Raw genomic sequence first — 23922 nt, 5'->3', positions numbered from 1 at the left:
CCGCTGCATGCAGTGCGTGAGGCCGGCCCGCAGGTCGGTGTCGGTCACGATGGCGCTGAGGTCGAGTCCTGGCGCCAAGGTGCGCCTGGTTGCCGACGCAAGGTATGTGGAATTCACGGCCACCTATTGCCGGAAGGTGGAAACCGCCCCGGAGCAAACAGCGCCGATCTGAGGCGCCTCCGCACCCATCCCCGATCGCTCCCGCGCCCCGTCCCGATCGCCCCCGCGCCCGTCCCGATCGCTCCCGCGCCCGTCCCGATCGCCCCCGCGCCCGTCCCGATCGCTCCCGCGCCCGTCCCGATCGCCCCCGCGCCCGTCCCGATCGCTCCCGCGCCCGTCCCGATCGCTCCCGCGCCCGATCCTCTCGCCAGGCGGCTCGCAGCCGCCATCGCGCCGGGCGCCCCACACCGTTGTGCCCTTATCCGCGCCGTTCCGACCTGCCCGCGACCGGCCTTCGCCGCGTGATAGAAGGGCCACGTGCACTTCACCATCTCCCACGAGCTCGATGCGCCCCTCGACGCCGTGGAGCTCGCCGTGCTCTCGCCGGACCTCGGGCCTCGGCTCGCCACGCGGGTCGCCTCGCTCGAGAGCGTCGTGACCGTCGAGCACGCGCTGCGCGACGGCGAGCTGCTCCGCGTCCTGCGCTTTCAGGCGAGCGCGCCGCTGCCGATCTTCCGGAGCTACCCCGTGGCGAAGGACGCCATGTCCTGGGAGGAGCGCTCGACGTACCGGCTCTCGGACCACGCCTCCACGTGGCAGGTCAGCCCGAAGGAGCAATGGCGCAGCTACTTCCGCTCGGCGGGGACGTACCGGCTCGAGCGCCTGCCGCAGGGCCGCACCCGCCGCCGCGTCGACGGCGATATCCAGATCCGGCTGCACCTGCTCGGCCCGCTCGTCGAGCGCCTCGCCCTCGCCGAGGTCCAGCGGACGTACGACGCGGAAGCAGATACGCTCAGGGAGCTCATCCGCGCATGAACCACCTACCCCGCCCCCAAAGCCCCGCCCGCTCCCCGCGCCCCGCCCGGCTGGGGCGGCTCGCCAGCATCACGCACCCCGCCAGCGCCGCTCGCCCGGCCAGCGCTGCTCGCCCCGCCAGCGTCGCCGCCGCGCTGCTCGGCCTGTGCGCGGGCCTCTGCGCGCTCGCCGGCCCGACCGCCGCGCGCGCCGCGCCGGCCGACGGCCCCTCGCAGCCGCTCCCCGATCCTGGCAAGCCCGTCGCCAGCAGCGACGACACCTCGGCCATCGCGGTGAACCCCGCGAACCTCTCCTTCCTCCCGGGCACCGAGCTCCGGTGGACCTGGGTCCACACGGGCTCCGCCTCGCCGCTGCCCGCCCGCGGCCACTCGATCGCGCTCGGCGTGCCGCTCTGGTACGTGTCGACCGGCCTGCGGTTCGACTTCCTCGACCCGCCCGACGCCGCGCCGGCGCCGTTCGACAGCCCGTCGCGCTGGATCCGCTGGGGGCTCGCCCTCGACACCGGCCCCACCTTCGCCTTCGGCACGACGCTCGGCTGGGGCAGCTCCGACGCGCCGGCGCTCGACGGGTACTTCTCGCTGACGAGCGGCGTGACGCTCCGGCCCTTCACCTGGCTCTCGCTCTCGGCCGTCGCGCGCGACTGGAACCGCCCCGAGAACCGCCTCCGCGAGGCCATCGAGCGCAGCTACGACTTCGGCGTCGCCGTGCGGCCCGCGGGCGGCAGGCGCGCGCTCGAGATCGGGCTCGAGACCTCCTACGTCGAGAACAGCGACCCCGACGGGAGCGGCACCTGGACGCCCCGGGCGACCCTCGGCCTGCGCGTGCCCTACGTGGGCACGCTCCGGGGCGACGTGGCGCTGCGCGACCTCACGGCCGACGGCGGCCCGAAGATCGCCGCCATGGCCGGCCTCGACGTCAACGTCGACGAGCTGCAGGTCTCCGCCGGCGGCGTCTTCGGCAACGCCATCACGAAGAGCGGCACCGGCTTCTACACAGGCGTCGCGCTCCGCAGCTTCTCCGAGCCGGGCGTCCGGCTGCCCGCCCGCGTCGTCCGCGTGCGCCTCGACTCGACCCCGGGCGTGCGCAGGCACACGCGGCTCCTCCAGCAGCTCTGGCGTCTCGCCGAGGACCCGGAGGTCTCCGGCGTCGCGCTCGTGCTCCGCGCGGAGCCCGCCAGCTCGCTCGCCCACGCCGAGGAGGTCTCCGACGCGATCCGCAACCTGAGGAGCCACGGCAAGAAGGTCCTCTGCCACCTCGAGGACGCCGGCGGGCGCTCGCTCCACGTGTGCTCGAGCGCCGACGCCATCGCCATGAACCCCGCGGGCGGGCTGCGCTTCGCCGGCATGTCGTCGAGCTACTTCTACTTCGGCGGCCTCCTGAACAAGCTCGGCGTGCAGGCCGACATCGTCCGCATCGGCGCGCACAAGCTCGCCGCCGAGCAGTTCGCGCGCGAGACAAGCACCCGGGTCGGCAAGGACGACCACCAGGCGCTGCTCGATCAGCTGAGCGACGCCTTCCTCGCCGAGGTGAGCGCCGGGCGCCGCATCCCCGTCCCGGAGCTCGAGCGGCGGATCGCGCGCGGGCCGTTCCTCGCCCAGGAGGCGCGGCAGAGCGGCCTCGTCGACCAGCTCGCCTACGACGACGAGCTCGGCCGCGTCGTCGACGAGGTCATGGGGCGCGCCTCCCGCGTCGTCGACGACGACCCGCCCGACGAGGCGCCCGAGCGCTGGGGCCGCTCGCCCAAGGTCGCGCTCGTCTACCTCGACGGCGACATGATCGACGGCGAGAGCCGGTCGATCCCGTTCGTCGGCGTCAAGCTCGCCGGCTCGTACACCGTCGCGGGCGCGCTGCGCCGCGCGCGCGAGGACCAGAGCGTCCGCGCCGTCGTGCTCCGGGTCGAGACCGGCGGCGGCTCGACGCTCGCGGCGGACGTCATCCTGCGCGAGGCGATCCTCACGGCGCGCGTGAAGCCGCTCGTCGTCTCGATGGGCTCGTCGGCCGCGAGCGGCGGCTATTATGCGTCCGTCGCCGGCGCCCCGATCTTCGCGAGCCGCTCGTCGATCACCGGCTCCATCGGCGTCTTCTACGGGAAGGTCGACGTCACGGGGCTCCTGCAGAAGCTCGGCGTCAGCATCGAGACGTTCCGCTCGTCGCCCCGCGCCGACGCCGAGTCGCTCTACAGGCCGTACACCGACGACGAGCGCGAGCAGCTCGGGGTCAAGGTGAAGCAGTTCTACGATCGGTTCGTCGCCCGCATCGTCGAGAACCGGCACATGAAGGCCGAGGAGGTCGACGCGCTCGGGCGCGGGCAGGTGTGGACCGGCGCCCAGGCCCTCGAGCGCCGGCTCATCGATCGCCTCGGCGGGCTCCGGCAGGCGATCGCCGAGGCGCGCCGGCTGGGCCAGCTGCCCGACGACGCGCCCATCCAGTCGCTCCCCGAGGAGGACACGTCGCTCCTCGGCTACGCGCTCGGCCTGGTCGGCTTCTCGGCGCAGGCCCAGGGCGAGCTGGCGAGGGCGACCATCCCGCCCGTGATGCTCGACGCCGCGCGCGCCCTCTCGCCGTTCTTCGTGTTCGGCGCGGACAGGCCGCTCGCGCGCAGCGAGTTCGCCGGGGAGATCTCGTTCGGCGTCCCGACGACGGCCCGCGAGGACGAGCCCGGAGCATCCGCGCCGCCGGCGTCGCCTGCGTCGAAGGAACGCTGAGCCCATGGAGCAGCTCGAGCCCGCGTCGCCCAGGACCGCCGAGCCCGCGTCGCCCAGGACCGCCGAGCCCGCGGAGCAGGCCGCGCCCGCCGCGCCGCCGCTGCTCCACGCCCGCGCGGCGCGCATCGCGGTGGACGACGTTGTCGCCATCGACGCGTTCACCGCGGCGACGCGCGGCGATCGCGTGCTCTGCGCCGGCGACGCGGGCGCGCTCTTCGCGGCGATCACGGGCGTCCCGTTCTCGGCCCTCCGGAGGCCGGCGCAGGCCGGCGCGGCGGACGACGCGGGCGACGCGGCGCCCGGCGAGGCGCGCGTCGTCGCCGGGCGCCTCGAGGTCGCGGGCCGCGACGTGGCGCGCTCCGCGCACCGCGCGGCGAGCGGGGCGGCGCCGCTCGATCCGCCGCTGCCGCTCGCGTGGACCGCGGACGCCTACGTCGGCTGGGGCGCGCGCCTCGCGGGCGCCTCGCCGCGCGCGGCGGCCGAGATGGTGGCCCCCGCCCTGGCCCGGGTCGGCCTCGCGGCCTCGCGGAAGCGCGCGCTGAGCGCGCTCGCGCTGCCCGAGCGCCGCGCGCTCGTCCTCGCCCAGGCGATCGTGACCGCGCCCGCCGTGCTGATCGCCGAGGATCCGCTCGTCGGCCTCGACGGCGCCGCGGCCGCCTTCGTCCTGGCCGCGCTCGCGGGCGCCACCGAGGGCCGCCGCGCGCTGCTCACGGCCGCGCGGCTCGACGTCGAGGGCCCGCGCGGCGCCCTGGTCCGCGGCGCCACCGACGTCCTCGTGCTCGCGGGCGGCGAGCTCGCCTTCTCGGGCACGTTCGCGGAGATCGCCGCCGGGAGCCGCCTCTACGCCGTCACCGTCCACGCCAACGCGGAGCTCCTCCGCGAGGAGCTCGCCGCCCGGGGGATCGCGCTGCGGGGCGGGCCGGTGCGCTTCGCCGCCGCGCTGCCCGAGGGCGCGACCACCCGCGACGTCGTCCTCGCCGCGACGCGCTGCCGCGCCGCGATCGTCGAGCTCACCCCCCTCTTCTGACCTGCCGCCCGCCGTAGTACCGTGCGCGCGATGTCATCCGAACCCGCCGCGAACAAGCCGACCGCCGCTCAGGTCACCCAGGGCGGCCCGCCGCCCGGAGGTCGACTCGCCGTGCTCACCGCCTTCGCGGTGGGCGCCTCGTGGATCCCGGTCCCGGTGCTCCCCGCGCGGATGCTGCTGCGCATCCGCGGGGCCATCGTGCAGGACACGGTCGCCCGCCACGGCCTCAGCCTCACCACCGACGCGCGCGCGCTGCTCATCGAGCCCGGGTCGGAGCAGACCCCGCTCCGCAAGGCCGCGCAGCTCGTCACGAAGGAGGTCCTCCGGCGGCTCAACCCGGCCCTGGCCCTCGCGGCGGCCGCGCGCGGCCTGGAGGTCTACGCCCTCGGCCACCTCCTCGACCGCTACATCACGCGCTTCCGCCGGAGCACCGCCGTGCGCGTCCACGCCGAGGAGGCGCGCTGGGTCCGCGACGCCGTCGATCGCGCCGTGCGCCGCGCGCTGTCCCCCTCCCTCCAGGCGAGCTTCACCGTCCTGCCGAGCGGCACCGAGGACCTGCGCGACGAGTTCACGCGCTGGATCGACGCCTTCCTGCTCGCTGGCGCCTCGGTCCCGGAGTACATCGAGCGCCGCCTCGACGCGGCGTTCGACGAGATCGCCGCCGCCGGCATCCCCCATGACTGACACCGAGGACCGCACCGCCACGAAGGGCGGCGCCGCGGGCCGCGCCGCGGCCGACGCCGCGCCGGAGCTCGATCCGCAGGCCGCGCGCGCCGCGCTCCGGCGCTGCCGCCGCATCATCGTCAAGATCGGCTCGAAGAGCCTCTCCGGCGACGCCTGGGACCGGCTCGCCGCCGAGGTGGCCGCGCTCCGCGGCCGCTCCGGCCGGAGCCTCGTCATCGTGTCGAGCGGCGCCATCGCCCTCGGCGTGGCGAAGCTCGGGCTGAAGTCGCGCCCGAAGGACATGGCCTGGCTCCAGGCCGCCGCCGCCGCCGGCCAGAGCGTGCTGATGCAGCGCTACGAGGAGGCCTTCGGCAAGGTCGGCCTGCTCGTCGCGCAGGTGCTGCTCACGCACGCCGACCTCGCGGACCGCACGCGCACCAACAACGCGAGGAACGCCCTGGCCGCGCTGCTCGAGGCGGGCGCCATCCCGATCATCAACGAGAACGACGCCGTCGCGGTCGAGGAGATCAAGTTCGGCGACAACGACCAGCTCGCGGCGATGGTGACCCCGCTCTGCGAGGCCGATCTCCTCATCCTGCTCTCGGACGTCGAGGGCCTGCTCGACGGCGACGGGCGCCGGGTGCCGTTCGTGCGCAGCGTCGCCCGCGAGGCGCGGCACCTCGCGGGCGCGTCGACCTCCGGCGTCGGCACCGGCGGCATGGCCAGCAAGGTGGAGGCCGCCCGGCGCGCGACGCTCGCGGGCTCGCACGTTGTCATCGGCGCCGCCCGCGAGGCGGGCATCATCACGCGCATCGTCTCGGGCGAGGACGTCGGCACCCTCTTCGCCGCCGTCCCGCAGCGGCTCAGCGCGCGCAAGCACTGGATCGCGTACACGCTGCGCCCGCGCGGCGCCATCCTCGTCGACCGGGGCGCCGCCGAGGCGATCGGCTCGAAGAACCGGAGCATCCTCGCCGTCGGCGTCCTCGGCGTGCGCGGCACCTTCCTCCCCGGCGACGCCGTGGCCGTCGTCGACCCGGACGGCGCCGAGATCGCGCGCGGGCTCGCGCGGATGTCCGCGAGCGACGCCGCGCGCACCGCGCGGAAGAAGCGCGAGGAGGCAGGCGATGACGACGTCGTCGTCCACCGCGACGACCTGGTGGTGCTCCCGAGCGAGTAGCCCCGCGGCCCCGGCCGGGTGGGGGGGTACGTAGGCGCGCCAGCCACCCGGCCAACCCCTGGCCAACCCCTGGCCAACCCCTGATTGCGCGCCGCTCGCGCTTCGCGGGAACCTTCGCGCCGCCCCGCTGTCGCTTGGGTTTACCGCATGTCACCGCGCGCGACTGCCCGTCACCGCCGGCCGCCGCCGACGGCCGGGGGTCCCTGCCGGTTCCTGGAGGTCGGGTGATGCGCTTCGGGTTGTTCGTCGCGAACGGCTTGGTTCTCGCGGGGGTCGTCTGGACGATCGGGCTCGGGCCGAGCGTCCGGGCGTCGCAGCTGCTGCCGTCGCGCGCCGCGGCGGGGGCCGACGAGCTCGCGGCGCTCGAGGCCCGCTACGCCGAGGGCAGGACGCCGGCCAGCGTCACCGCGCTCGCCGCGGCCTACCTGGAGCGCGATCAGCCGGGGCTCGCCTCCTCGGCCCTCGACGCGGCGCCCGGCGAGGTGCGCGCGCTCCCGGAGGCGGCGCTCCTCTCGGCGCGGGCGCTCCTCCGCCGAGGCCGCGTCCGGGACGCCCTCGCCGCGTCCGAGCAGGCGTCGGCGGCCTGCGCGGCCGGCGCCTGCCCCGCGTGGCTCGCGGCGAAGTCCGAGCACCAGCGCGCCTTCCTCGAGCAGCTCGTCGCCGCGGGCGTCGAGGATCCGCAGGTCGACGCGGCCGCCGCCCGCGCCGCGCTCGACGCCTACGCGCGCAGCGCGAGCGAGGTGCGCCTCGTCGCGGTGCGCTAGCGCGGCGCGGGGAACATCGACGCACGCGCGAGCGGAGCGCAGGCGTAAATGTACAGAGCAGCTACAAACGAGGCGGCGAGACGACGAGACGCGCGACGCGAGCCGCGATCGTCGAGGCCGTATCCAAGCTTGGAAACCCTGTCGTTGTCGAATGACGGTCACCGCCTTATGTCGTAGTCTTTGGCTTTGCTCGGCGCGTTCGTACCGGGGGCGCTGTCCGAGAGAACAACCGGTTGCGCTTGGGAGGGTCTCCCTCAGGTGGAACAGCCGCAAGCTCGCACGCTGGGCGCCCTGGCGACCGCATGGACAGGGTTGTACCGACGCGGCGCCGCCGTGGCGGCCGCGCTCGCCCTCACCGTCGCCGCGGGCTGTGCGCGGCCGATCACCAACGCGGGGCTGCCGATCCCCGCGGCGAAGCCGGGCATGGAGCAGCGCCCGTTCGAGCTCCGGCCGCCGTTCGAGCTGGCGACGAACGAGGACGCGATCGTCCGGATCGTCACCGACGTGACGTGCACGGGGACGCTCATCACCGAGGACCTGGTGCTCACCGCGCACCACTGCGTCGCGGCGCGGGACGACAACGGCAGGACGCTGCGCCGCGATCAGGATGCCGAGGCGATCTCGATCGAGCTCGGGGGCGACCACCTGCCGTGGGGCGACGTGAAGGTCCGCGCGGTGGTGTCGCCGGACTGCGGGTACACGTCGGGCGAGGGCGACATCGCCATCCTCGTGCTGTCGCGGCGCCTCGTCGGGATCCCGACCCTCCCGCCGCGGATCGAGGCCGAGCCGGCCTCGAAGGAGCAGGTGACGCCCTACGGCTTCGGCCGCTGCGCGCTCTCGCGCGACCCGATCCACCTCGCGCCGCGGCTGGGCGGCACGATCGACGCCGTGAGCCCGGGGCACTTCGTCGCAATCGCCTCGATCTGCCCCGGCGACTCGGGGGGGCCGGCGCGCAGCGATCGGGGGGGCGACGTCGTCGGCGTCATCTCGTCGAGCGTGATGGACGGCGACGAGCGCACGACCGGGACCTCGTATTTCAGCCGCCTCGACGTGTGGCCCGAGCTCTTCTCCGCCGCCCGCGAGATCGCGGCGGGCGCGAGCCCGAGCGAGCTGCCGCCGTACCGGGGGTGCCTGCGTTGACGGCGCGGCGGCGTCAGCGAGCTTCGCTTGCCCGCCGCCCGCGGCCGGAGCTGCGCTAGGCTGCGCTGCCGCATGCGGAAGCTGTTCAACGGGCTGCTCTGGATCCTCGGAACCCTGCTGTTGCTCGGCGTGGTGCTCCGCGCGCTCGTCCTCGACGTCTGGAAGGTGCCGAACGACCCGATGCTCGGCGCCGCGCTCGCGCCGAGCCTCGCCCCGGGCGACGTGGTCGTCGTGCTGACGCGGGGCACGCCCGGCTTCGGCGAGCTGGTGCGGTGCCCGGATCCCGAGGCGCCCGGCAGCCACATCGTCGGCCGGATCGCGGGCTTGCCGGGCGATACGGTCGACGTCGACCACACCGTCCTCCTCGTGAACGGGCAGCGCTACGACGCCGAGACGGCGTGCGCCGAGCCCAAGGTGAGCATCACCGACCCCGCCACGGGCAACCCGGTGCAGCTCTCCTGCAACATGGTGATGATGGGCCCCGGCCTCCACGCCCGGGCGACGGGGCGCAAGCCCCCGCTCGAGCGCCGGCACCACGTCGAGGTGCGGCCCGACACGGTCTTCCTGCTGAGCGACAACCGGAGCTACCACGACGACTCGCGCGACTTCGGGCTGCAGCCGCGCTCCGCGTGCAACCAGCGGATCGTCTTCCGGCTCTGGGGCGGCGCCGGCTGGAGCGACGACCGGCGCCGCTTCACCTTCGTGCGCTGAGCAGGGCCGGCCGTGTCGCCCCCGCCAGCGTCACCTCGAGCTTGACCCCTCCGCGCATCGACGTCTAGAACCGTGTCTCTCTCCACCCGGGTCGGGGACCCCCGCGCGAGCAGCGGCCCGGGTTCGCCGTCCTGGCTCGCTTCATCGGTCGGAGGTCCGCCACGGCGGCCTTCCACTGGCGCGGGTCGGAGCACCGCGACCCGCGGTCCTCCAATGCACCGAGGAGACGTTTGCACACCGAGCAGCACGAGATTGGCATCGTCTGTGGCCAGTGCGACCTGTGGAGCCCGATGGGCACCGCGCGTTGCCCTGAGTGCGCGAACGACTTGGCCCTGTTCACGCCGCGCCGGGCGAGCTCGACGACCACGCCGGCCCGGCGCTCCCCGACGCCCGCGGCCGGCAGCGCGGGCGCCCGGCTCGACCCGACGAGCGCGCGCGGTCAGGGCCGGGGCCCCAAGACCACCTCGTCCAAGAGCGAATTCGCCGAACTCTCCCAGGAGGAGCTGATGGAGCAAGCCCGTAACTACGTCTGCCGTTCCTGCTCGAGCGGTGTCCCCTCGGGCCACAAGTTCTGTGGGAGGTGCGGAACGGCGGTCCCGCCCGAGATCCTCAACGCGCAGACGCTGTTCTTCGGGGACATGCAGAACCCGGCGAAGGCGAAGCTGATCCTCATCCGCGGCGAGGGCATGGACGGCCTCTCGTTCCACCTCAAGGCGGAGCAGCACATCGTCGGCCGCAACGGGCAGCTCGTCTTCCCGGACGACCCGTTCGTCTCGCCGAAGCACGCGAACTTCTTCTACCGCGACGGCAAGCTGGTGGTGCGCGACGAGGGCTCGCTGAACGGCGTGTACATCCGCGTGCGCGGCACGATCGACATCACGCCGGGCGACACGTTCCTCGCGGGCGAGCAGCTCTTCCGGCTCGATCCGACGCCGCGCGCCTCCGACGGCCAGGATCCGGACGGGACCTACTTCTACTCCTCGCCGAAGCACCCGAGCCCGTTCCGCCTGACGCAGGTGCTCCAGGGCGGCGCGGTCGGCATGACCGTCTGCGCGCGCGGCACCTCGCTGCAGATCGGGCGCGAGGGCGGCGACCTGAACTTCCCCGTCGACCTGTACATGTCGGGCTCGCACTGCCGCCTCGAGGAGCACAACGGCAAGTTCACGCTGACCGATCTCAACAGCCGCAACGGCACCTACGTGCGCATCAAGAGCGAGCGCGAGCTCGCGCACGGCGACTACCTCTTCATCGGCCGCAAGCTCCTGCGCGTCGAGCTCAACACGAACTGACGCTGGCCCGCGGGCGCGGCGCCCTCGCCCATGACCACCGCGCGTCCTGCCCTCGACGTCCACCGCGCCGGCCCGGTCGCGTCGGGCGCGACGCTGTGGCGCAGCCGCGGCCAACTCCATGTGACGCTCGTCGCGAAGGCGAGCTTCGCGCTGGTCCCCGGCGGCGAGGCGCGGCGGATCGAGCCGCTGGAGCTGGTGCGGAGCGAGGTCTACACGCGGGGCAACCCGATGAAACCGCTGCTCGCGGCGAGCGAGCTCGCGCCCTGGCTAGCGCGCGCCGAGGTGGTGCTCACCGGGCACGCGTGGGCGCCAGGCGGGGCGCCGGTCCGGCAGATGGCGGTGCGGCTCGCGCTCCTGCGCGCGGGGGCGGCGCTCGTGGACAAGAGGCTCGAGGTCCTGGGCGATCGGGCGGGCGGCGCGGCGGCGGGCGCGCAGCCCGAGCCGTTCGTGAAGATGCCGATCGAGTACCAGCGCGCGTATGGCGGCCCCGGGGAGCCGGAGAACCCGCTCGGCGTCGGCGCCGGCGAGGGCGGCGGCGGCGCGCTGCCCAACCTGCTGCCGCCGGGCGGGGGGCGCGCGCCGGTCGGCCTCGGGCCGATCCCGCCGATCGTGCCGAGCCGGACGCGGCTGCTCCGCGGGCTCGCGCGCGCCGAGCTGGAGGGGATCGCGTCGATCCCGGACGATTTCGACTGGTCGTACTTCCAGTCCGCGCCGGCGGATCAGCGGTTCGATCGGGTGCTCGGCGGCGAGGAGATCGTGCTGGAGGGCCTGAGCCAGCATCACCCGATGATGGCGACGCGCCTGCCGGCGCTGCGGGCGCTCGCGACGATCCTCCTGCCGAACGGCGCGGCGCGGTGGCTGCCGCTCGTTGGCGACACGCTGATCGTGCAGCCCGACGCCGAGCGCTGCGCGGTGGTCTTCCGCGGGAGCTTCCAGGTGGCCTCGGAGGAGGTGCTCTCGGCGCTGCGCGCCGCGGTGGGCGTGGAGGTCGGGGACGAGCCGGTGCCGTGGCCGGACCTCAGCGAGGCGCCTGCGGGCGCGCCGAGCGCGGCGAGCGCGGCCGCGGGGGAGAGCGCGAAGCGGACGGACTGGAGCTCCACGGTGCGGCTCGGCGAGGGCGACGTCGTGGATGCGCCGGTGAGCGTCGCGGGCGTCGCGACGGGGCGAGAGCCGGCGCGCGAGGCTGCGCACCCGCTCGAGGGCACCTTCCCGCTTGATGACACGTTGCCCCCGGCGGGGAGCGAGCGGAGGCCGCGCGAGGCGCGCACCGTGCCCCTGCCGCCGCCCGTGAGGATCCGAGGCCCGGGCCAGGACGACGCGGTGAGCGCGCCGTTTCCGATCGCGCCCGCGGGGATGCGCGGCGAGCGGGAGGGCGGCGAGCGCCCGAGCGCGCCGTGGGCGGCGGGCGGCGCGGCGGCGATCCCGGTGATCGCGTCGCCGCTGGAAGGGACGGTCGATCTCGGCGAGCCGGAGGCCACGCCTGCGCCCGCGCAGACGGCACCATCGCTCGCGCAAGACATCGCGCCTGCGCCCGCGGAGATCGCCGCGCCTGCCCCCGCGCCCGCGCAAGCCGCCGCGCCTGCGCCGATCGCTACACCCGCGCCCGCGCGCGCCTCCGAGCCGCTGCCCGCGCCGGAGCGCGGTCCCGAGGTCGAGCGTTCGCCCGAGCCGCGCGCGCCGGCCCCGGCGCCGTCCGCGCCGAAGCGAGAGCGGCCCGATCTCCTCGGCAGCCTGTACAAGCGCTTCCGCAAGGACTGAGCCGGAGCGAAAATGGAGGGAGGGACCACCATGTCGGAGGGAGCCGTGGTTCGGGAGCGCACCACGTCCGTGCGCGCCGAGGAGTACCTGGGGCCGGCGCACGTGCTGGAAGCCCGCGGGCAGGCGGTGGTGATCGAGCTGCCGGACGGGGAGAGCGCCGAGGCGACGATGGCGCTGGCGCTGCCCTATGCGCCCGCGGTGGGCGACGTGCTCCTCGTGATCGGCCGGGGCGCGCGCCTCTATGTCATCGGCGTCCTGCACGGGACCGGCAAGGTGACGCTGGAGCTCCAGGGCGACGTCGACGTCCGGGCCGCGGGCGGGGCGCTCAGGCTGTCCGGGGACCGGGGCGTGGAGCTCCGGGGCCCAAAGGTGGACCTGCACGGCGACAAGGTGCGGGTGTTCGCGGGGGCGCTCGTGCAGAAGGCGGCGTCGCTGGTCCAGCGCGTGACCGACCTGTTCAGCCTGCACGCGCGCGAGAGCCACACCGTGGTGGACGGCTCGGCGACGACGAAGGCGAAGAGCGCGACGGTGCTGACCGAGGAGACGATGACGATCAACGGGAAGGAGATCCACCTGGGCTAGAGCGACAAACGGGTTGAAACCGCCAGAAGAGAGCAGAATTCGAACCGCCAAGGCGCCAAGGACGCCAAGAGAATCACAAAAATCTTGGCGTCTTATGGCGCCTTGGCGGTTCACTTCTCGCTCGATCAACGTGATCGGTGTTCTAGGGGCTAGCCGGGAGCGAGGGCATGGGACGACGCAAGCGGACTCGCCGCGAGGGCGTGGGAAAGCGCAAGAGGAGCCCCAAGGGGAACCAGCTGGGGTTGCAGGCCGCGACCCAGGACGAAGGGAGCGCGGCGACCCTCCGGAACACGCCGGCAGGATCCTCGTCCGGAGGCTGGCTCTCCTCCATGGCCACGGGTCTGCTCAGCGCGAGCATGTTCGGCCAGACCATGGCGGACGACCCTGCATCGCCCGTGGATCACGGCGAACGCGGCGGCGGCTGGAGCCCGGTGCTCCTCGCCGGGACCGCCATCACGACGCTCGCAACAGGCGCCCTGGCGGCGTACTGGTGGTCGCAGAGCAGGCCGGCGCGGCCGCAATTCGCGCTGTCGGCGCTCACGGACAAGACCTCCGACGCCTACAAGGCGATGACGGAAGCGCACCCATTGAACGAGGGGCGCAGGATGCAGACCTGTTACGACACCGCCGTATTCAGCTTGACGTTGACGGATGGCCTCTCCCCGGAAGTCTTCATGAGGTGGAAGGACGCCATTCCCAAGGCAAATACCTATCTGATCGTCGATCCGACGCGCGACCCGATCATCAGGGACCCCGACAATCTGCCTCGTGACTCGATCATCGCCTTCTACCGTCGTTTCTTGCCCGGAGTGGGCTCGAGGGTCGATGCCGAGGTGCAGGGGGGCTGGATAGTGTACCACATGGTGCGTACGTACGAGGGCCGGATGGTCCTGGGCTCCAACAACGGGGACCGGAGGGTTGGCGCCATCCAGACCAACCCAACCTGGTCGCTGAACGATATCGCGGTGATGTTCGATTGGAACAATGAGCAGAGCACCCAGACGGTATGGACGGCTCAGGGAGTGCCTCTTCCGTCGACCTTCGGCGTCAAGGGCCGTGAGGAGTATGTCGCCTTCTATGCCCCCATCTCGACCGTCATCGACCGTCTGAACGCGGCCTTCCGGTGAAGCGCCGGACGGGTGCGCCGGCCTCGAGGTCCGGTTCGACCCCTGCCCCCTGCACCTCCGCGCCGCCCGGCAGCGCTACCCGCACCGCCGCCGCCATCCGCGCGCCCCCCTCGCCCACGCACAGCGCCTGCCCCGCCGCCTTACCGTAGGTCCGCTCCCCCGCGATCCCCGCCCGCCCGTGCGCCTTCAGGCACCCCGCGAACAGCTCCGCCGCCGAGGCCGTCCCGCGGTTCACCAGGACCGTCACCGGGACCGAATACGGCTCCTCCTGCCGCGAACGATAGACCACCTCGTCCCCGTCGCCGTCCGTCACCGTCGCCACGACGCTCCCCGCCGGCAGGAAATCCCCCGCGAGCTCGACGAACGCCCGTAGCTCTCCTCCGGGGTTGTCCCGTAAATCGATGACCAGCTCGCGCATCCCCTCCGCCTCGAGCGCCCGCATCGCCCGGTACACAAGCGCCGGCACGTCCAGCGAGAACACCCGGATCCGGATCACCCCGATCCCATCGCCGAGCAGCGCGTGCGCCACGTTCTCCGCGCCCGGGAGCACCTCCTCCGGCGCCGCCGCGCACGTGTAGAACACGTTCACCGCGCTCGGCACAAGCACCGCGCCCACCGCGTTGTTTCCAGCGTTCCCGGTCGTGGGACAGGTGAGGTTGATCGCCGGCAGCCCCTCGATGATGACCTTGGAATTGCCGGCCACATACGCCCCGACATCCATGTAGAGCGGGTGCGCCACCCCGGGCTCCATCCCGAAGGTCATCGGGATGGTCGTGCCGAGGTTCAGCGCGTTCATCATCGACACCTTCACCTTCACCGAGAAATTCACCGCCATCGCGTTGAGCGCGAAGTTCGGGTACGGAATCGGCACCACCACCGGCCCCACCGGCGTCAGGCACACGTCCGGAAACCCGATGTTCATCCCGGCGCCGTTGTTGCTCGCAGGCAGCACGCGTCCGCTCCTTCCGCTGTTATCGCGGCGGCCGCGGGGGCGTGTACGCCTCCGCCTCCAGCCGATCGACGTCCGTTCGGCGCGCGCCGAGCAGCCTCGCGCCGGCGAAGCGCGCGCCCTTGTCGTGGAGGGCGTGCAGGTTGGCGCCGCCGAGATCGGCCTCGCTGAAGTCGGCCTCCTCGACCCGCGCGTGCGACAGGTCGGCGCGCTCGAGGCGCGCCGAGAGGAAGAGCGCGCCGCCGGCCTCGGCATGATCGAGCATGGCGTCGCGCAGATCCGCGGCGGCGAGGTTCGCGCCGTCGAGGTCCGCCCGGGTGAACGTGGCGTACCGGAGCATCGCCCGCGAGAGCTTCGCCCCGCGCAGCGAGGCGCCGCCGAAATAGGCGGCCTTCGCCGCGACGTTCGGCAGGCTCGCGCCGTCCAGCGCGGCCTCGCGGAGCCTGGCTTGCGTCAGGATGGATCCCTCGAAATCGGCGCCGCGCAGGTTCGCCTTCGAGAAATCGCTGCCCATGAAATCGCAGTCGCGGAGGCTCATCCGCTCGAGGTTCGCGTCCATGAAGGCGCAGCGGTGCACCGTGAGGCCAGCGAAGGAGACGGCGCGCAGATCCACGCCGGTGAAATCGACGCGATCGAAGATCGTCTTGCCGAGCACGGCGCCCTCCAGCGCGGCCCCGCGGAGGAGCGCCTGCTGGAGCACCGCGCGCGTCAGGTTCGCGCGGCAGAGCCGCGCCCTGTCGAGGATGCAGCGGACGAGGCGCGCGGCCGTGAGATCGGCGCCCTCGAGATCGGCCTCGATGAGGATCACCGACTCCAGATCGCGGCCCGAGAGGTCCACGCCGCGGAGGATCGAGCGCGAGAGGTCGCAGCCGAGGAGGCTCGCGCCCCGGAGGTCCGCGCCGGTGAGATCGCAGTCCGAGAGGATCGAGCGCTCGAGGCGGGCGCCGCGGAGGCTCGCGCCCCGGAGATCCGCGCCGCGCAGCGAGCAGAGGGAGAGGTCCGCGCCCGTGAGGTCGAGGCCGGAGAGATCCGCGCCCGTGAGGTCGGTCCCGGCGAGGTCCTTGCCCGCGAGCTCGGGCCGGCCGAGCTTCGCCTCGTCGAGGACCACGCCGTGCATGCGCTTCGGGAAGCGGGCGCCGCGCAGGTCCGCCTTGACGAAGACCGCGCGATCAAGCTCCGCGCCGTCGAGGTCCGCGCCGCCCAGGTCAGCCCCCACGAAGGCGCCGGCCTCGACGCGGGCGCGGCAGAGGCGCGCGCGGCGGAGGTTCGCGCGGGTGAACGAGGCGCGCGCGACGCGGGCCTCCGTGAGATCCGCACCCGCGAGGTTCGCGAGGTCGAGGCGCGAGCCCTCGATTGTCGCGCCGGCGAGCCGGGCGCCGGACCAGTCCGAGCCCACCGCCTCGACCTCGACGATCGTCGCGCCGGAGAGATCGGCGCGGGCGAGGCGCTGGTACGAGAGCTTCGCGCGGGTGAGCGTCGCGCCGGCGAGGCGCGCGCCCTCGAGGTTCGAGCCGAGCACGAGCGCACCGTCCAGCGCGCACCCCGCGAGGTCCACGTCGCGCAGGTCGCACTCGACGAAGTGCGCGCCCGAGAGCGCGCTGCCCGCGAGCCGCGCGCCGCGCAGGCTGGCGCGGAGGAACTTGGCGCGGGAGAGATCGAGGTTCGTGAGATCCCGGCCCGAGAGGTCGAGACCGTCGAGGCGGGCGCCGTGGAGCGGCGCGCCGGCGCGGATGCGGTCGAGGAGCTCCTCGACGCTCTTCACGCGCCCTCCAGGCTGGAGCGCCGCAGGTTCGCCCCCTTGAAATCGCAGCCGGCGGCGCTCGCGCCCTCGAGGCGGGCGCCGTACAGGCTGGCCCCGGCGAAGGAGGCGCCGTCGAGGCGCGCCTTGCAGAGATCGGCGCCGAAGAGGTCGGCCTGCGCGAGGTCGGCGCGCTCCAGCGAGGCGCGGTAGAAGCGGCTCCCGCGCAGGACGGCGCACGCGAAGCGCGCGCCCCGGGCCGAGGCCCCGGAGAGGTGCGCCCGCGGGAGCGAGGCGTACCGGAGGTCGGCGCCGTCGAGCTTCGCCCGGAGCAGCGCCGCGCCCTCGCCGCGCGCTTCCACGAACGTCGCGCGCTCGAGATCGGCGTCGGCGAAGCTCGTGCGCGGCAGGGACGCGCCCGTGAGATCCGCGCCCGTGGCGGAGGATCCCGCGCACATGCACCCGATGAGGGCCGCGCCCCGCAAGGAGGCGCTATCGAGCTTCGCTCCCTGGAGCACGGCGCCGTCGAGGTGGAGCTCCTCCCCCTCGATCTCGCGCAGGTCGGCCTCGTCGAGCAGCGCGCCGCGCCCGCGCGCCCTGGCGAGGCGTGCGCGGGCGAGATCGGCGCGCGTGAAGACAGCCTGGTCGAGCGTCGCGCCGCGCAGATCGGCCCTTGCGGCGCGCGCGCCGGTGAGGTTCGCCTGGGAGAGGTCGGCGCCCGAGAGATCGGCGCCCTCGAGGTTCGCCTCGAACAGCACGGCGCGCGAGAGATCCGCCTTCGAGAGGTTCGCGCCCGAGAGGTTCACGCCCGACAGGAGCGCGCCGGAGAGCTTCGCCCCGGAGAGGTCGCGGCCCGAGAGGTCCTGCCCTGAGAGATCCCGCCCCGAGAGGTCGATGCCGGGGCCGGGCTCGGGCGGCGGCGCCGCGTCCTCCCCCGGGAGCCGGTAGCCGGGGACGATCTCGCGGAGGCGGGGATCGCGCAGCAGCTCGTCGAGGCGGTCGACGCCCTGGAGCTCCGTCCCACGCGCGGCCGCGTCCCGGCGGAGCTTCTCGACGCGCGCGACGAGCGCGTCGAGCGCGCCGCCCATCGGGACGCGCGGCGTGCCCGCGGGCGTGGCCGGGAGGTACGCGGCCTGCCGCTGCGCCGGGAGCCGCGCGAGCGCCTGCGCGATGGTGCGCTCGAGGTCGACGCCCTCGGGGGTGCGCAGTTCCCGGAGCTTCGCGACGAGCTGCCGCACGCGGTCCTGCTCCGGCGCGTGCAGGCCGCCGAGCCGCTCGGCGAGGAGCTTCGATACCGGATCCTCCTCGTCCGCGACGGCGCGCGGCGGCCGCGGCGCGCCGTCGCGGACGAGGCCGTAGGCGTCGCGCATCTCCGGCGGGAGATCCTCGAGGCCGCGCGGATCGCGGGCGAGCTGGGCGAGCTTCTCCCGGTAGTGGTCGAGCGGGAGCGGCGCGGCGTCCAGCGGCTCGGCCGCGATGACGACGGCGCGCACGTCGGCGAGATCGTCCTCGGCCACCTCGGCGTGGCCGCGCCAGGTCAGCGTCACGAGGCCCGCGTCCGGCTCGACGAAGAGGGTGTCGAGGCTCATGCGGGCGTCCTGCAGGCGGCCCTGGGCGTCCTCGACGACCGCGCGGATCCGGAGGCCCGGCAGGCGGAAGGAGGCGGTCTGCGCGGCGGGGTGGAGGTTCAGCAGCGTGACCTCCTCGTCGCCGCGCAGGTGGCCGGCGAGGCGCTGATCCGGCGGGGCAGCCTGGAAATAGGCCCAGTCGAAGTCCTCGGCGTACCAGGGGGCGCGGGCCTTCCGGTACGAGGGGCCGTACTCCTTGCCGAGCATCCGGCGGTGCTCGGGCGAGTCGGGGTGGATCGGCCCGAAGGGCGCGGGCACCTGGCGGCCCTCGCGCGGCGCCGGGACGAGCAGCGATTTCGACCAGCTCCCGACCGCGAACCCCACGGGGTGCTCGCGCAGCGGCTCGCCCGGCGGCGGGTGGCAGGCGCCGCGGAGCAGGAGATCCGCGGCCGGCTTCCAGTCGGCGAAATCGCCGGGGTACGTGCATTCGCCGTCGCGCTCGCCCTCGCCCCCCTCGAAGGTCTCGGCGGTCAGCGCGCCCTGCGCGAGCTGCCCTTCCAGCGGCGCGAGCGGCTCGCCCAGGCGGAGCGAGAACCGGCCGCGGACGACGAGGACCACCTCGGGCTGCGGCGGACTGCGCGAGCAGACCTTGGCGCCGAAGGGGAAGGGCGTGAGGTTCCGGGTCTGCATCAGAACAGGTTGATGACGCCGGACATCAGGTTGTACGCCCCGGTGCTCACCGACTCGGCCGACGAGACGCTCGCGCAGATGTTCTTCACGTTGGTGCGGAACTGGGAGAGCTCCTGCCGGTTGGTCAGGTTGAGCTCGGCCTTGGGGCCCATGTTGATCGAGACCCCCGCCGTGAGCGAGACCTCGAGCATGGCCGCGATCGTCAGCTCGACCAGGCCGCCGATCGTGACCTCCTCGGTGGCGCCGACGGTGATCGACGCCGCATTGCCGATGGTGACGTCGCTCGTATTGCCGATGGTCACCGACTGGACCTCGCCGATGGTGGTATCCGACACGAGCGAGGCGGTCGTCGTGCTGGACACGGTGCTGGCGGCGGTCTCGTCGCTGATCGACGTGGCGCTCGTTGTGCTGGAGATGGTCTGCGCGGTGGTCTCGTCGCTGATCGCGGTCGCCGTCGTCTTGCTCGCGATCTGGTCGGCCCAGGTCTCGTCGGAGATCAGCGGCACGGGGCAGGCCGCCGAGCCGGTGTACGACTCGATCCGCTGCGCCCAGGTGGAGCTCAGACAGGTGGGGTTCGGTCGCTCGGCCGTGGGCGCCTCGGAGCCGGTGATGCTGGTTTGCTTGTTGCCGTAAAAGCGATCGAACGTGTCGCCGTGATAGGTGGTGTCGACGTCGCCCTTCTCGGTCTTCTCGGTGACCTTCCAGGTGCCGTTGTAGTTCTGGACCCATTCGATGGTGGTGGCGGCGGTCCAGAGATCGGTGGCGTCCTGGATATGGCCCCCGGAGACGTCCCAGCCGGCGGTGTCCTCCTGCCGGCCGAGGACGAGCATGCGGTAATTGCCCTTGATGACCTCGACCTTGTCGCCGCGCGTGGTGGTGATGCGGTTGCCGTCGGAGTGGTCGCGCCAGCCGCCCTTGGTGTGGAGCTTTGCGGTCTCGGCCTGCCGCTCGGCCTCGGGGAGGAAATCGGGGCAGCCGTCGCGCTTGCGGGTGTCGTCGATGAACGAGGTGACCCGGGCGGCGAGGTCCTCGCCGGTCGCCCTCGGCGCGCCCGGATTGGCGGCGAGGCTCGGGTCCTTGACCGCGCCGAGGCGCAGATACGAGCCCATCGCCTCGGCCTCGGACGCGGCGTCGTTGAAATTCGGGACTTCGATGAGGAGGTATTTCCCGTTGATGCCCTCACCCTCGCGCGTACCCATGCGTGCCTCCGCGTCGGGTACAGTACCAGGCGAGCCGCGGAGGAGGCGCGACGATGAACCGAGAGCCGACGGAACCCCTGAGGTGCAGCGAGCCGTCCCCACCCGCCGCCCCGCCGTGCGGTGAGCCCACGGCCGCGACGGCGCACCGCGCGCCCAGCGCCGTGACGATGGCCACGGCGTCCGCCGCCGCGCGCATCCGCGAGGCCCCCGACGCAGGGCCCCCGTGCAGCGAGCCGATCGCCCGCGCGGCGTGCGCCGAGAGCCCGGAGGAGGCGGCCGGACCGGTGGACGATCCCCCGCCAGCGCCGTCTCCGGACGACGACCGAGAGCGCCTCGATCCGCCGGTGCGAGCGAGCGCCGGAGGGCCGCGCGAGGTGCCGCCATCGCCGCTGCGGGCGAGCGCCGGAGGGCCGCGCGAGGTGCCGCCATCGCCGCTGCGGGCGAGCGCCGGAGAGCCGCGGGAGCTCCCGCCGTCCCAGCGCGGCCCAGGGGCGCCCGATCATGTGCCGTTCCGCGGGCCCGGCGCAGCGGAATCAGCGCCGCGCGCGGCGCCGATGGAAGCGCTTCAAGAGGCGAAGGCCGCGCTCCGGGACCGGGCACGGCGGGCGCCGATCCTGCGGCTCGACTCCAGCGATTTCTCCTGCGACCTCCTCCGGGTGCGTGGGGTGCACGGCAGAGAGGCCATCGGCCAGCTCTTCTCGTACGACATCGATGTCGTGTGCAGCGACGGCGCCGAGCTCTCGATCGAACAGGTGCTGGGGGCGGCGGCGTCGCTCGTGTTCGAGGTCGAGGGCGCGGACGAGCGGACCGTCTACGGCATGATCGCCGAGGTGGAGGACCGGCACGAGACGGAGACCGCCTTCCGCTCCTACAGGCTCCGGCTCGCGCCGCGGGCGTTCCGCGCGACGCTGGTGGAGCTCCAGCAGGTCTTTCTCGACATCAGCGTGCCAGAGCTCATCCAGCACAAGCTCGCGATGGTGGGGCTCGGGCCCGAAGACGTGGTGATGCGCCTCTACCGCGATCACCCCCGGCGGGAGATGATCGTCCAGTACAAGGAGACGGATCTGGCCTTCATCTCGCGGCTCGCCGAGCACCTCGGGATCTCGTTCTTCTTCGAGCACGAGTCGGGCCGCGACGTGATGGTGTTCACCGACGAGCCGACGGGCTTCCAGCCGCTGCCGGGGGGAGACGTTGTGGTGTTCCGGCCGCGGGGCGAGCGGCGCGACGTGTTCGAGCTCAGGGAGCAGGCCAGGGCCTTCCCCGCGACGTACGTCATGCAGGAGTACAATTACCGGACGCCAAGGCTCGACATGACGGCGGCGCACGAGTCGCCGGCGGGCCTCGGGGGCGGCGTCGTCGAGTACGGCGCCCACCACAAGACGCCGGAGGAGGGCCAGCAGCTGGCGCGGATCCGCGCGGAGGAGCGGGCCTCGTCGAGCCGCTATTTCGAGTGCCAGAGCGACGAGCTCCGGCTGATCCCGGGGGCCGTCTTCGCGCTCGAGGGCCACCCGCGGCTCGACGGCGAGCGGTTCCTGGCCGTCGAGGTCGAGCACCGCGCGGTGCAGCCGGTGGCCGTCGAGGGCGGGGCCGGCGGCGAGCAGGAGTACGTCAACCGCGCGCGCCTGGTGCGCGCCGGGCAGGCCTACCGCCCGCCGCGGACGGCGCCGCGGCCGAAGATCCACGGGGTGGTGACGGCGCTGGTGGAGCCGCTCCCGGACGGCGAGATCGGGGAGGTCTCGCCGATCGACGAGCAGGGGCGCTACCGGGTGCGCTTCCACTTCGACGCGGGGGATCCCGCGTCGCGCGCCTTCCCCTCGCGGCTCGTGCGGATGATCCAGCCGCACGCCGGGCCGAACTACGGGATCCACTTCCCGCTCAAGCCCGGCATCGAGGTGCTGATGGTCTTCGTCGACGGCGACCCCGACCGGCCGATGATCGTGGGCGCCGCGCCCAACCCGATCACGCCGTCCCCGGTGACCCGGGAGGTGAACCTGATGCACCGGATCGAGACGTCGACCGGCATCCTCATCGAGATGCGGGACTGCGCGCCGCGCGGGTGACGCGGGCCGCCGCTACTTCTTGCGCCCCGCTCGGCCGCTCAGGCGGCTGATCGCGTCGCCCGCCGCCCAGGCGACGCGGGCCGCCGCGTTCAGGGAGCGGACCATCGCCTCGGGCACCTGCGCGATCAGCCGCTCCAGATCGACCGGGCCGTCGATCGACGGCAGGAGCTGCTCCATCAGATCGGCGAACAGGTCGTACTTGCGCGACAGGTCGTCGAGCCGCGAGCGCATCGCGTCCGCCTCCGCGCCCTGCGCGTCGCCGAGCAGCGAGAGCGCGCGCCGCGCGAGGGCGCGCTTGTCCTGCACCACGCGGCGCAGGCGGCCGAGGTACGCGCCGACGATCACGTCGGGGTACTTGCCGCGCAGCGCGAACGAGTCGTGCCGCGCGCCCGACTCCCGCCGGCGCTCGATGATCCCGGCCGCCTCGAGGCCGCGCAGGTTGGCGAAGATGTTGCTCTTGGAGCGGCCGAGCTCCTGGCTGAGCTCGTCCATCGAGCGCGGCTCGTCCGCCAGGTAGAGCGCCGCCACGACCTGCCCACCCAGCCGGGTGATGCCGGGGAACGACGCGGCGATCTCAGCGCCGACCCCCTCGAGCAGCGCCTGCCGCGCCGCCGCGACCCGCTCGTCCGAGGCGCTCCCGTCGCCCCCCTCGCCGGTTGCGGGCGGCTGCGGCGGGTGCGCTGTCGGCGACGTCGGCCTCCGGGCGGTCATGGTGGGTGACTCACATAACGATCTTTCGCGGGTGCGCCAAGCGGCCAGCGCGCCCCATTCCCCGTATGCCTGGCCTCATCGCCCCGGCGCGGGAAGTCCGCTCAGGAATCGTCGGCGCAGACGTCGACGGACCCCGCGCGCGGCTTGCTCTTGTAGATATCGGCCGGGCAGCTGCCCCAGCGCGAGACCGTCTCGCCCACCTCGATGGCCAGGCTGCTCGACCAGTCCCGCGCGCCGTCGAAGCGGGCCCGGATGATCCCGTTCGGGTCGATGATCCACGTCTCCGGGTAGAGCTGCGTGCCGTACTGGTCCATCACGACCTTGGACTCCGGGTCGAAGAGGACCGGGAACGGCGGGTCTCCGTTCAGGGCCACCTTGAGCGCGTCGCGCACGTCGTCCGGCCCCTCGTCGGTCGAGACCGTGAGGACGACGATGTCCTTCCGCGACTGGGCGATCCGGCCGAGCTCAGCGAGCGCCGGCATCTCCTGCAGGCACGGAGCGCAGGTCTTCGTCCAGAAGTTCAGGAAGACCGTCTTGCCCCGGAACGACGACAGCCGGACGGGCTTGCCGTTCATGTCCGGCAGCTCGAAGTCCGGCGCGAGCCGGTTCCGGCCGGCGTACGCGGGGCGCAGGGCGCAGATGGCCTCACAGCCGGTGGTGCGCTGGTCATTCTGCGCGGCGTGCACGAAGCCGTAGACGGCGACGGCAGCGACGAGGATGAAGGCGAGCTGCGCGAGGGTCGTCCACTTCACGGGGGTTCGCATAGCGTAGCGCGGCGCAGGGCGAAAGCGGGCCGAAACGCCCTGACCCCTTCGACGCGGTGCTTCACTCCGGGCCGGAGAGCAGCCGCTCGAGCCGCCGCTCGTCGACGCGGTACTTCATGATCTTCCGACCATCGAGCTCGACCACGGGGACCTCCCAGTCGTACAGCGCTCGCTTCTCCGGGCCGGCCTCCCGATCGAGGTCGACGACGGCGAGCTCGAACGGCAGCCGGGCGCGCACGCGCTCGAGCGCGGCGTGGGCCTCCTCGCAAAGGTGGCAGCGCTCGCGCGTGAAGAGGGTCAGCGTCGTCATCGCATCCTCCGATCC

Annotated in this window: 20 protein-coding genes; 13 read left to right on the top strand and 7 right to left on the bottom strand. The window is 73.7% G+C overall.

Annotated elements, in window-relative coordinates:
* Nucleotides 1-477 precede the first annotated feature (477 nt).
* The 12 genes from WMF34_RS42755 to WMF34_RS42700 all read left to right on the top strand — a co-directional run bounded on the left by WMF34_RS42755 (nucleotide 478) and on the right by WMF34_RS42700 (nucleotide 13918).
* Nucleotides 478-975: a DUF2505 domain-containing protein gene (locus WMF34_RS42755; RefSeq protein ID WP_012240946.1), complete on the top strand. Its 498-nt coding sequence runs from the start codon at nucleotides 478-480 to the stop codon at nucleotides 973-975.
* Nucleotides 972-3680, top strand: a complete 2709-nt coding sequence (sppA, locus tag WMF34_RS42750) for a signal peptide peptidase SppA (protein ID WP_437991408.1) — start codon at nucleotides 972-974, stop codon at nucleotides 3678-3680. Before WMF34_RS42755 ends, sppA begins: the two co-directional genes overlap by 4 nt.
* 4 nt (nucleotides 3681-3684) lie before the next feature.
* The gene (locus WMF34_RS42745) at nucleotides 3685-4707 is read left to right on the top strand and encodes an ABC transporter ATP-binding protein (protein ID WP_437991407.1); all 1023 of its coding nucleotides are present in this window, start codon (nucleotides 3685-3687) and stop codon (nucleotides 4705-4707) included.
* A gap of 30 nt (nucleotides 4708-4737) precedes the next feature.
* Nucleotides 4738-5391 (top strand): hypothetical protein, encoded by a 654-nt coding sequence (locus WMF34_RS42740; protein WP_012240943.1) that lies wholly within the window; start codon nucleotides 4738-4740, stop codon nucleotides 5389-5391.
* Nucleotides 5384-6547: a glutamate 5-kinase gene (gene proB / locus WMF34_RS42735; RefSeq protein WP_437991406.1), complete on the top strand. Its 1164-nt coding sequence runs from the start codon at nucleotides 5384-5386 to the stop codon at nucleotides 6545-6547. The genes WMF34_RS42740 and proB overlap by 8 nt, the downstream gene beginning before the upstream one ends.
* A gap of 227 nt (nucleotides 6548-6774) precedes the next feature.
* A complete protein-coding gene (locus tag WMF34_RS42730) occupies nucleotides 6775-7311 on the top strand; it encodes a hypothetical protein (RefSeq protein WP_437991405.1) in 537 nt (178 codons plus the stop codon).
* A 258-nt stretch (nucleotides 7312-7569) separates the two neighbouring features.
* A complete protein-coding gene (locus tag WMF34_RS42725; protein ID WP_012240940.1) occupies nucleotides 7570-8451 on the top strand; it encodes a trypsin-like serine peptidase in 882 nt (293 codons plus the stop codon).
* Nucleotides 8452-8523: 72 nt separating this feature from the next.
* Nucleotides 8524-9162: a signal peptidase I gene (gene lepB, locus WMF34_RS42720; protein ID WP_012240939.1), complete on the top strand. Its 639-nt coding sequence runs from the start codon at nucleotides 8524-8526 to the stop codon at nucleotides 9160-9162.
* Between the two features lie 230 nt (nucleotides 9163-9392).
* Nucleotides 9393-10451 carry an FHA domain-containing protein gene (locus WMF34_RS42715; protein WP_012240938.1) on the top strand — a complete coding sequence of 353 codons (1059 nt, stop codon included), beginning with the start codon at nucleotides 9393-9395 and terminating at the stop codon, nucleotides 10449-10451.
* A gap of 30 nt (nucleotides 10452-10481) precedes the next feature.
* The gene (locus WMF34_RS42710; RefSeq protein WP_437991404.1) at nucleotides 10482-12209 is read left to right on the top strand and encodes a DUF2169 family type VI secretion system accessory protein; all 1728 of its coding nucleotides are present in this window, start codon (nucleotides 10482-10484) and stop codon (nucleotides 12207-12209) included.
* A gap of 30 nt (nucleotides 12210-12239) precedes the next feature.
* Nucleotides 12240-12791: a DUF3540 domain-containing protein gene (locus WMF34_RS42705; protein ID WP_437991403.1), complete on the top strand. Its 552-nt coding sequence runs from the start codon at nucleotides 12240-12242 to the stop codon at nucleotides 12789-12791.
* Nucleotides 12792-13120: 329 nt separating this feature from the next.
* Nucleotides 13121-13918 (top strand): hypothetical protein, encoded by a 798-nt coding sequence (locus WMF34_RS42700; RefSeq protein WP_044967130.1) that lies wholly within the window; start codon nucleotides 13121-13123, stop codon nucleotides 13916-13918.
* Here WMF34_RS42700 and WMF34_RS42695 read toward each other — a convergent pair.
* From WMF34_RS42695 to WMF34_RS42680, 4 genes are read right to left on the bottom strand one after another with little or no spacing between them, the layout of a single operon-like run.
* Complete coding sequence (locus WMF34_RS42695) at nucleotides 13887-14870, bottom strand: S41 family peptidase (protein WP_437991402.1); 984 nt, start codon at nucleotides 14868-14870, stop codon at nucleotides 13887-13889. The two genes, WMF34_RS42700 and WMF34_RS42695, sit on opposite strands and share 32 nt — an antisense overlap.
* A 19-nt stretch (nucleotides 14871-14889) precedes the next feature.
* Entirely contained in the window at nucleotides 14890-16629 is a 1740-nt protein-coding gene (locus tag WMF34_RS42690; protein WP_437991401.1) for a pentapeptide repeat-containing protein, read from the bottom strand.
* Nucleotides 16626-18863, bottom strand: coding sequence for a pentapeptide repeat-containing protein (locus WMF34_RS42685; protein ID WP_437991400.1), 2238 nt, complete (start codon nucleotides 18861-18863; stop codon nucleotides 16626-16628). Before WMF34_RS42685 ends, WMF34_RS42690 begins: the two co-directional genes overlap by 4 nt.
* A complete protein-coding gene (locus WMF34_RS42680) occupies nucleotides 18863-20062 on the bottom strand; it encodes a hypothetical protein (RefSeq protein ID WP_437991399.1) in 1200 nt (399 codons plus the stop codon). Before WMF34_RS42680 ends, WMF34_RS42685 begins: the two co-directional genes overlap by 1 nt.
* A gap of 53 nt (nucleotides 20063-20115) precedes the next feature.
* Between WMF34_RS42680 and tssI the strand changes: the two genes are divergently transcribed.
* Nucleotides 20116-22122, top strand: a complete 2007-nt coding sequence (tssI, locus tag WMF34_RS42675; protein ID WP_437991398.1) for a type VI secretion system tip protein TssI/VgrG — start codon at nucleotides 20116-20118, stop codon at nucleotides 22120-22122.
* Nucleotides 22123-22134: 12 nt separating this feature from the next.
* On the opposite strand, the gene WMF34_RS42670 is transcribed toward tssI, so the two are convergent.
* From WMF34_RS42670 to WMF34_RS42660, 3 genes are all read right to left on the bottom strand, one after another.
* Nucleotides 22135-22833, bottom strand: a complete 699-nt coding sequence (locus WMF34_RS42670) for a GbsR/MarR family transcriptional regulator (RefSeq protein WP_012240929.1) — start codon at nucleotides 22831-22833, stop codon at nucleotides 22135-22137.
* Between the two features lie 101 nt (nucleotides 22834-22934).
* Nucleotides 22935-23585: a TlpA family protein disulfide reductase gene (locus tag WMF34_RS42665; RefSeq protein ID WP_231864538.1), complete on the bottom strand. Its 651-nt coding sequence runs from the start codon at nucleotides 23583-23585 to the stop codon at nucleotides 22935-22937.
* A gap of 73 nt (nucleotides 23586-23658) precedes the next feature.
* Nucleotides 23659-23907 (bottom strand): glutaredoxin family protein, encoded by a 249-nt coding sequence (locus tag WMF34_RS42660; protein WP_012240927.1) that lies wholly within the window; start codon nucleotides 23905-23907, stop codon nucleotides 23659-23661.
* Between the last annotated feature and the right edge of the window lie 15 nt (nucleotides 23908-23922).

The organism is Sorangium sp. So ce145, assembly GCF_051525985.1.
Taxonomy (GTDB): Bacteria; Myxococcota_A; Polyangia; order Polyangiales; family Polyangiaceae; genus Sorangium; species Sorangium cellulosum_B.
Note: the sequence above shows the minus strand (reverse complement) of the source record. Positions and strands in the feature narration are given on the sequence as shown.

Excerpts from the sequence above, each read along its gene's own strand:
- WMF34_RS42685 (WP_437991400.1), bottom strand. The coding sequence starts at position 18,863 with ATGCAGACCCGGAACCTCACGCCCTTCCCCTTCGGCGCCAAGGTCTGC.
- WMF34_RS42740 (WP_012240943.1), top strand. The coding sequence starts at position 4,738 with ATGTCATCCGAACCCGCCGCGAACAAGCCGACCGCCGCTCAGGTCACC.
- proB (WP_437991406.1), top strand. The coding sequence starts at position 5,384 with ATGACTGACACCGAGGACCGCACCGCCACGAAGGGCGGCGCCGCGGGC.
- WMF34_RS42680 (WP_437991399.1), bottom strand. The coding sequence starts at position 20,062 with ATGGGTACGCGCGAGGGTGAGGGCATCAACGGGAAATACCTCCTCATC.
- WMF34_RS42660 (WP_012240927.1), bottom strand. The coding sequence starts at position 23,907 with ATGACGACGCTGACCCTCTTCACGCGCGAGCGCTGCCACCTTTGCGAG.
- tssI (WP_437991398.1), top strand. The coding sequence starts at position 20,116 with ATGAACCGAGAGCCGACGGAACCCCTGAGGTGCAGCGAGCCGTCCCCA.
- WMF34_RS42710 (WP_437991404.1), top strand. The coding sequence starts at position 10,482 with ATGACCACCGCGCGTCCTGCCCTCGACGTCCACCGCGCCGGCCCGGTC.
- WMF34_RS42705 (WP_437991403.1), top strand. The coding sequence starts at position 12,240 with ATGTCGGAGGGAGCCGTGGTTCGGGAGCGCACCACGTCCGTGCGCGCC.
- sppA (WP_437991408.1), top strand. The coding sequence starts at position 972 with ATGAACCACCTACCCCGCCCCCAAAGCCCCGCCCGCTCCCCGCGCCCC.
- WMF34_RS42745 (WP_437991407.1), top strand. The coding sequence starts at position 3,685 with ATGGAGCAGCTCGAGCCCGCGTCGCCCAGGACCGCCGAGCCCGCGTCG.
- WMF34_RS42670 (WP_012240929.1), bottom strand. The coding sequence starts at position 22,833 with ATGACCGCCCGGAGGCCGACGTCGCCGACAGCGCACCCGCCGCAGCCG.
- WMF34_RS42700 (WP_044967130.1), top strand. The coding sequence starts at position 13,121 with ATGGCCACGGGTCTGCTCAGCGCGAGCATGTTCGGCCAGACCATGGCG.
- WMF34_RS42730 (WP_437991405.1), top strand. The coding sequence starts at position 6,775 with ATGCGCTTCGGGTTGTTCGTCGCGAACGGCTTGGTTCTCGCGGGGGTC.
- lepB (WP_012240939.1), top strand. The coding sequence starts at position 8,524 with ATGCGGAAGCTGTTCAACGGGCTGCTCTGGATCCTCGGAACCCTGCTG.